The sequence below is a fragment of the Marivirga sp. genome (assembly GCF_024636815.1).
Lineage (GTDB): Bacteria > Bacteroidota > Bacteroidia > Cytophagales > Cyclobacteriaceae > Marivirga.
On the sequence record NZ_JAGXGF010000208.1, the window covers coordinates 1 to 7895 of the forward strand.

The 7895-nt window shown below is 37.2% G+C and carries 7 protein-coding genes and 1 pseudogene; all 8 read left to right on the forward strand.

Annotation, left to right across the window (positions count from 1 at the left end; genetic code table 11):
• Positions 1–107 precede the first annotated feature (107 nt).
• A complete protein-coding gene (locus Q0L29_RS14890) occupies positions 108–1013 on the forward strand; it encodes a glycosyltransferase family 2 protein (protein WP_296622942.1) in 906 nt (301 codons plus the stop codon).
• A gap of 60 nt (positions 1014–1073) precedes the next feature.
• Complete coding sequence (locus Q0L29_RS14895; protein ID WP_296622943.1) at positions 1074–2327, forward strand: glycosyltransferase family 4 protein; 1254 nt, start codon at positions 1074–1076, stop codon at positions 2325–2327.
• A complete protein-coding gene (locus tag Q0L29_RS14900) occupies positions 2315–2944 on the forward strand; it encodes an acyltransferase (RefSeq protein ID WP_296622944.1) in 630 nt (209 codons plus the stop codon). Before Q0L29_RS14895 ends, Q0L29_RS14900 begins: the two co-directional genes overlap by 13 nt.
• On the forward strand, positions 2937–4241 hold the full coding sequence (locus Q0L29_RS14905) for a hypothetical protein (protein ID WP_296622945.1): 1305 nt from the start codon (positions 2937–2939) through the stop codon (positions 4239–4241). Before Q0L29_RS14900 ends, Q0L29_RS14905 begins: the two co-directional genes overlap by 8 nt.
• A 19-nt stretch (positions 4242–4260) precedes the next feature.
• Complete coding sequence (locus Q0L29_RS14910) at positions 4261–5136, forward strand: glycosyltransferase family 2 protein (RefSeq protein WP_296622946.1); 876 nt, start codon at positions 4261–4263, stop codon at positions 5134–5136.
• A gap of 136 nt (positions 5137–5272) precedes the next feature.
• Positions 5273–6187, forward strand: a complete 915-nt coding sequence (locus tag Q0L29_RS14915) for a nucleotide-diphospho-sugar transferase (RefSeq protein ID WP_296622948.1) — start codon at positions 5273–5275, stop codon at positions 6185–6187.
• 162 nt (positions 6188–6349) lie between these two features.
• Positions 6350–7465, forward strand: coding sequence for a glycosyltransferase family 4 protein (locus tag Q0L29_RS14920; protein WP_296622949.1), 1116 nt, complete (start codon positions 6350–6352; stop codon positions 7463–7465).
• A 196-nt stretch (positions 7466–7661) separates the two neighbouring features.
• Positions 7662–7895: pseudogene (locus Q0L29_RS14925) on the forward strand (glycosyltransferase); the annotation flags it as partial.

Consider the following 7895-nt stretch of genomic DNA (forward strand, 5'->3'; position numbering starts at 1 on the left):
AGATTGCCCTACTATGAGAATCCCGGATGAATTCCGAAGAGCCCAATATTTACTGACATTGTATTGAAACCATCATGATGAATTTTACAGATTTACTGACGATCGCTATGCCTGTCTTTGAACGAAAAGAATTTTTTCTGGACGCTTTGGAGAGCGCATTAAACCAGACCGTGAAATGCGAGGTGATTGTGATTGATAATTGTTCTTCGCATGACTATTTTGAGAAAGTTTGCAAAGAAAAGAAAGTCACGTATTATCGAAATAAAAGCAATATCGGCATGGCCAGAAATTTTGCCAAAGGCTTCGAACTGTCCAATACGCCATTTGTGATGAACCTACAGGATGACGACCAATTGGCACCAAACTATGTGGAAGCGTTTCAGGCTGCCGTGAGGGAACATCCGGACATTGACATCTTTTTCACGGATTTTATCCGGCTGACCAATCAAGGGAAGTTGCCCCACAAGCATACACTTCCATTCGGATATATGGAAAAAGGCGATAAGATTATCGAATACGGAATTAAATACCGTTTGGGCTTCCCTTATATGGCAAGTGCCATCAAAAGGACAAAAATGAATGGGTTTGATAAATATGATGCTGGTGGCTGTTATGATTGGGCATGGGTCTATTCTGAAGCAGATAAGTTTTCATTTTATGGAGATCCCAGACAACTTTATATATTCCGCGAACATGAAAATCAGGACACCCAGAAAAATTCGATCAGATATGTCATGACGATTCCCTATATTTATGAAGAGATTCTACAAAATAAAGTATCGGATCCTAAACTCAAGCAGCAAGCCGCCAAGGCGGCATTTTGGGAGCTAATCCATTTAAAGTCATTGGCAGGCAAACAAATGATCCGGGACTTTCTTAAGGAAGATACAGTTTTCAGCAATTATCTTAGTAGAAAAATTAAAAAAGATATCAGGGTTAAGATTTTGTTCCTTCTGCCAAAATTAAGTGTTTATTTGTTTTATAAGTCATCGAAAAAAACGAATTTAGTGTAAATCCTCGTTGTAGAGGGATGAAAAACTCTATTTTCCAAATCGAACGAAAAAAACAGAACTATGAAGGTGCTTTGGATAACGAATACACTGTTTCCAGCTGTATGCAAAGAATTAAAGCTTCCGCTACCTGTTGTTGGTGGGTGGATGTATTCTGCTGCAGAATCCCTGATTAAAGTCGGGGAAGAAATTGAACTGGGTGTCGCTTCGTTGTATAATGGGAAAGAATTGCGATCCGTTAAGATTGAAGGAATTAACTATTTTTTAGTTCCCAAGCAAGGTAAAGGTCATCTATATAGTGTTCGATTGGAAGCCCACTGGCGGGATGTTCAAGATCAGTTTGTTCCGGATCTGGTGCATATTCATGGATCGGAATATCCACATGGATTGGCTTATATAAATGGATGTGGTAATAAAAATGTCACTGTTTCTATCCAGGGGCTTGTAAGCGTTTATGAACGATATTATTACGGAGGTATTTCTGAGAGTGAATTACAGCAGAATGTTACTTTGCGAGATCGTATAAGGAGAGATTCCATATTTAGACAGCGCAAAAAAATGCAGGAACGAGGAGCTTTCGAGAAATTATTATTGGGAAAAGTGAATCATGTGATTGGAAGGACCTCCTGGGATAAAGCACACGTTTGGGCAAATAATCCAAATGCAACTTACCATTTTTGCAATGAGACTTTACGGCGTGAATTTTACCAAGGCGAGTGGATGCAAGAGGATTGCGAAAAGCATAGCATTTTCTTAAGTCAAGCGTATTATCCGATTAAAGGGTTACACCAGATGGTAGAGGCTTTACCCCTAATTTTAAGAGATTGGCCAGATGTAAAAGTTTATGTAGCCGGTGATAATTTCATGGTGAATAAGCCAAAATGGAGGATGAACGGATTTGGTAAGTATATCGATCGTTTGATGAAGGAAAACAAAGTGGAAGATAAGTTCATTTTCACCGGGACTTTATCAGGAAATGAAATGCGACAGCGATATTTGGATTCGAATGTATTTGTGTGTCCCTCGTCTATCGAGAATAGCCCCAACTCTATAGGAGAAGCCCAGTTGTTAGGTGTTCCTTGTGTTGCTTCATACGTTGGTGGAGTTGCTGATATGATATCGGACCATGAAACGGGCTTACTTTATCGTTTTGAAGAAGTTGAGATGTTAGCGGAATCAATTTGCCAGGTTTTTAAAGATCAGGATCTGGCAAATAAACTTTCAAAGCAAGGAAAGTTGGCGGCAGCAGGTCGGCATTCCCAATCCGTTAACTCAGAGAAGTTAAATTCAATTTATCAGACAATATGCAAAAAATAGCAACGATCCTTTATAAGGCGATCCGGAGAATACTGGTGGCAATCAGTTTGTTTATCAATAAAGTTGCAGCCTGGCTTCTTCTTTATTGTAATAATGTTGAATTCCAGCAATTCCAGACCAGTGGAGTTCCCTACATTAGTATAGCACGGGGAGGAAACTGCACCATTAAGTCCAACTTTCGGATGAACAATGGGAATTTAGGCAATCCGATTGGGAGGCCGCAGCGTTGCATTCTTTTTGTCGATCGCGGAGCAAGTTTATCAATAGGCGAAAATGTAGGAATTAGTTCAACCGCGATTGTGGCTCATCACCAAATCACGATTGGAAACAATGTTAAAATAGGCGGAGGCGTTTGCATCTATGATACGGATTTCCATTCGCTCAATGCAAAATCAAGACAAAATGCTTCAGAGGATAAGACACAAAAAAAGAACAAACCTGTAAGTATTGGTGATAATGTGTTTATTGGGGCTCATTCAACGATTTTGAAAGGAGTGAGTATTGGCGAAAATTCGATTGTTGGCGCTTGTTCTGTTGTTGCCAGGAGTATCCCTGAAAATGAAATATGGGCAGGCAACCCGGCGAAATTTATAAAAAAACAAATGGCAAATGTTTAAGAAAACAATTGAAAAAATAATTCCTTTTACAGTATTGCCAATTGCTGTTTTTTCGGTACAGTTTTATACATCACTTCCGGTTGGGAATACTGCTTTTTGGTGGGTGGTTAACGCCTTGATCTTGTTTACTTACTTTTGGGAGGTTCGATATAGCTATATTTCGAGGGAAGATCAACAGGCTATTCGTTTCCTGAAATGGTACCTGTTATGGAACATTTTCAGTATCGTCCGGGGCATATTTGTAGCCGAGATTTACTGGGATTATAAAGGCCTAGTGAGCATGGGAATGGCTTTATTGCTTCCGCTTGTCGCCTATATAGCCTTAAATCCGGATCGGGTCCAAGCTATTTTGGCATTTTTTGTAAAATATACAATTCCTTTTGCAGTACTTGTCTTTCCTTTCCTGTCTATTGGTTCATGGGGCTGGTATCTGTTTCCGATCAGTTTAATAATGATTTTCCTTCCTATTTTACCTGTTCGAGGAAAAATACTTGTCATCATCGTAACCTTAATCGCTGGTTTTGGAGATTTAGGCACTAGGAGCCATGTATTAAAATACGGAATGCCTGTCATCCTCCTGCTTGTTTTTTACACGACACGCTACTTCACCTTATCAGGTCAGTTGATGAAACTTACACAAAAGGTGCTGATTGTTATGCCTTTACTGTTTTTTGTTCTGGCTGTTTCTGGCATCTTTGAAATATTCAAACTTGGAGATTATATTAAAGGAGATATGATGGAAACAAGGGAGGGAGATGATGGGAAAGTTGTGGAAGAAGATTTAAAAATGGATACGCGAACCTTCTTGTATGTTGAAGTATTACAATCAGCCAAGAAGCATAATTACTGGTTAATTGGACGAAGTCCTGCTAGAGGGAACGAAACTGTAGCTTTTGCTGGCTGGGCAGAAAGAATAACTGGGCGCCCGGAACGTTTAAAAAACGAAGTGGGCATTTTGAATGTTTTTACTTGGACAGGTGTGGTTGGTATTGTCTTATTTCTATTCGTCTTTTTTAAGGGCTCGTTTTATGCTGTTTATCACTCAAATAACATCTATAGTAAGCTAATCGGTCTCTTTGTTGCTTTTCATTGGGCTTATTCCTGGGCCGAGAATTACCAAGGATTCGATATGAACAACTTTGTTCTCTGGCTAATGATTGGAATGTGTTTCTCTTCCTCTTTTCGGAAAATGAATGATACGCAAGTGAAATTATGGGTATGGGGTATTTTTGATCAAAAAGTGAAGGAGAGATTTAAACGATATTCTAAGGGAGAGCTTGTGGAAAGCATTCAATAAACATTAATCGAGTAAAGAAATGGAGTCTAAATTTAAAATAGCTGCACTACTAACCTGCCATAATCGTCGGGACAAAACACTCCTCTGTTTAGAAGCTTTATCCCATGCAGCATTAATGCCCGGTCATAAGCTGGATATTTATTTGGTGGATGATGGTTCGACGGATGGAACAGGAGAAGCTGTAAAAAGTAATTTTCCCGAAGTCAATGTGATACAGGGTGATGGTAGCCTCTTTTGGAACCAAGGTATGCGTTTAGCCTGGAATACGGCAAGCCAAAAAGCAGAGTATGATTTTCACCTTTGGCTCAATGATGATACGATGTTAAGTTCATTTGCATTGATCGAAGTGTTTGAGAGTTACCAAGAGGCCAGTGATAAAGATAAACAACCTGCTATTGTTGTCGGAGCTTGTGAGTCATCTGCTGGAAGCAATGAATTTTCATATGGGGGAAAAGATGATTCGGGCCCTGTTGTTCCAAACGGGAAGTTGCAGATATGTACGTATATTAATGGCAATGTTGTGTTGGTGTCCAAGGCAATTTTCGAGAAATTGGGTAATCTTTCAAATGACTATACCCACGCAATGGGGGATATTGACTATGGGCTGAGGGCTATTCAAGCTGGATTTATTTGTTATACGACAAGAAAATATATCGCAGTATGTGCCAAAAATGATGGAATACCTGCATGGTGTGATCCGCAAACACCAATATCGAAGCGTTGGAAGTTGATGAATTCTCCGACTGGTCTTAACCTCAAGGAATACAATACTTTTAGACGAAAATTTTGGGGATGGAGATGGACTATTTATACCATCAAGGCATATTTGAAGGCATTGATGCCAGGCGTTTATAACAAAGCCAATAGAAAGAAATCCTACGATAGCACCAGTTAGCTTATTTTAGAATGCTGTTATGAAAATTGTGAATGAAGCTACTATAATTTAAGATTAATTGATCAATTTTTGAAATGTAGTTTTATCATCTGGATTCGATTACCTCTTCTTTTAGGTTTAAAAAAAAATATAATCAATGAGATCCGAAATTAAGTTTGATGTACCAATCCTTTTTCTAATATTCAACAGACCCGGAGCCACGAAAAAGGTTATTGACGAAATAAAAAAAATTAGACCTGATCAACTTTTTATTGCATCAGATGGTGCAAGAGAGTATAAGGATAAAGAAAAAGAAATTGTTGAAGACCTTCGTAAGCAGGTTTTAGCCAGTATCGATTGGGAGTGTAATATTAAAACACTGTTCAGAAGTGATAATCTGGGATGTAAATTAGCGGTTTCTGGAGCAATAGATTGGTTTTTTGATAATGTTGAACAAGGCATTATTTTAGAGGACGATTGCCTCCCAAGTGAGAGCTTTTTCAGCTTTTGTCGGGAGATGTTGGAAAGGTACAAAGATGAAGAACAAATCATGAGCATATGTGGATATAACATTTTAGGATCGTATGCGTGTCCTGATAGCTACATATTTTCTAAATATTTCTATTCTTGGGGGTGGGCAACTTGGAAGCATGCCTGGCAAAAGATTGATATTTCATTTGATAAATATCAGGAAGCAAAAGATATCGGGGATTTGGAGAAATATTATCCATCTTTTATTGAAAGAAAAATTAGGAGCAGAAAGATCGATCATTGCGTCAAAGGAAGGGTTAATTCATGGGCAATTCCTTGGAATGTTTCTCATCAAATGACAAATTCCTTAGCGATTATTCCTAAAGTGAACCTAATTGAGAATATTGGGTTTTCAAATGATTTTTCGACCCATACTCAAGAAAATTTATGGGATAAAAATTTTCTATACCATAAACCTTCCAACTTAAGTTTCCCATTAAACCACCCCAAAGAAGTGAAGGAAAATAAAAAGTTCCTCTCTAAATTTTTATTGCGAGAAAGTCAGAGGATTATACTTAAAAAATTGAAACTTCATTTCTAGACAATCATATATTTCACTATCCTTATTCAAAGCTCAGTGGTTTTTAATTACTTGCCAGTCAGATAATTTGTTGGGTGTTTTTGTGCTTTATGCTGTTGTTGCAACTGCCGGCTTAGGGTAATATGAAAAATCATAGAAATAATATTTAAACAGCTCGTTAAAATGAATAGAAAAAAAACAATATTATTTATAGCGCCTTTGCCTCCTCCTACCTATGGAAGCGCTTTATCTAGTCAAACTTGTTTGGATGTTTTACAATCAAGTGATGATCTGGAAATCGAACACATAAAAATAAATTACTCGGAAACTTTTAATGATGTGGGCAAGGTTTCACTCAAAAAGTTTATAGGATTCTTTATTGTACTAGGAAAGATTACTGTAACATCTATCAGGTTTAGGCCTGATTTGGTCTATATCATGCCAGCGACTACCGGGTTTGCATTTATTAGGGATACTTTATTTTCATTTTTGGCTAAGATGTTAAATTCCAATATCATATATCACTTTAGAACTCGAATTACTAAAAATGACAGAAGAAGCAAACTTAAAAATTTCACCTTTAAAAATGCTTTTAAAGAGAGTAAAGCAATCATTTTAGGTAAAGAACTTACTGGCGATATCATTTCATATTTCAAGAAGGAAAATATTTTTGTTTTACCTAACGCGATTTTAAAAACAATTACAGATGAAGAATTCGAGGTAATAGAAAAGGGCAGGCTAGACTCAAAGAAATTACGTTTAGTTTTCTTATCTAATATGATGAAGGACAAAGGATGGCTTAAAATATTAGAATCTGCACGTATTTTAAAAGATATGGCAGTGGAGTTCACTGTTACTTTTGCAGGGAGTTGGCCATCAAAATCAGAAGAGAAAGAATTTAGTGATTTTGTTGAAGATTTTGATCTTTCGTGCTATGTAAATTATATTGGGTTCGTTGATATTAATGAAAAATACGATTTGCTTTCAAATTCGGATATTCTAATATTTCCAACTGAGTATAAATATGAAACTTTTGGAAGGGTTATTATAGAGGCGATGGAATTTGGACTACCTGTGATTGCCAATAATATTGCGTCAATTCCGAGCACTATTCTTGATAATACAACAGGATTCCTATTAAAGAATAATTCACCTGACGAAATCGCAGGTTACATAACTGCCTTAAAAAACAGAAAAGATTTAATTGAAATGGGAAAAGCGGCAAGAGAAAGGTTTTTATCTCATTATGAGTTAACAATTTTCCGTAATAAATTCCTTAAGATAATAAAGTCAGCATGAATAAATCCATTGAAATTGTGAGACATGTCGGCATGATGTTGATTCAGCAGAGGCTTACTCGTGAAAGGAGCAGGGCTATTCTACCACTTAAAGAATAAAGTTCGAATTTTATCGAGAATCACAGAGAAGACAAATGAAGAGTAAGATTGTCACATTATTTATTATTCTGACATTTTTATTGTAAAAATATTAGCTTATGAAGACTATAGCCACCTTAGGCTTCACTCTTTATTCCGACGATTTGAACCTGATTCCAGTCAAAGGGGAAAAATGCCGTGTGATGAACACGATCAGCCCGAATTCGTATGGCGTAAGCACGAAAGATCCGATATTTGAAAAGGCTTTGAAAACATCAGACTATTTGGTTTTGGATGGTGTTTATTTTGCTTTTTCATCCTTGATGCTTCAAGGCAAGAACATTAAGCGCAAC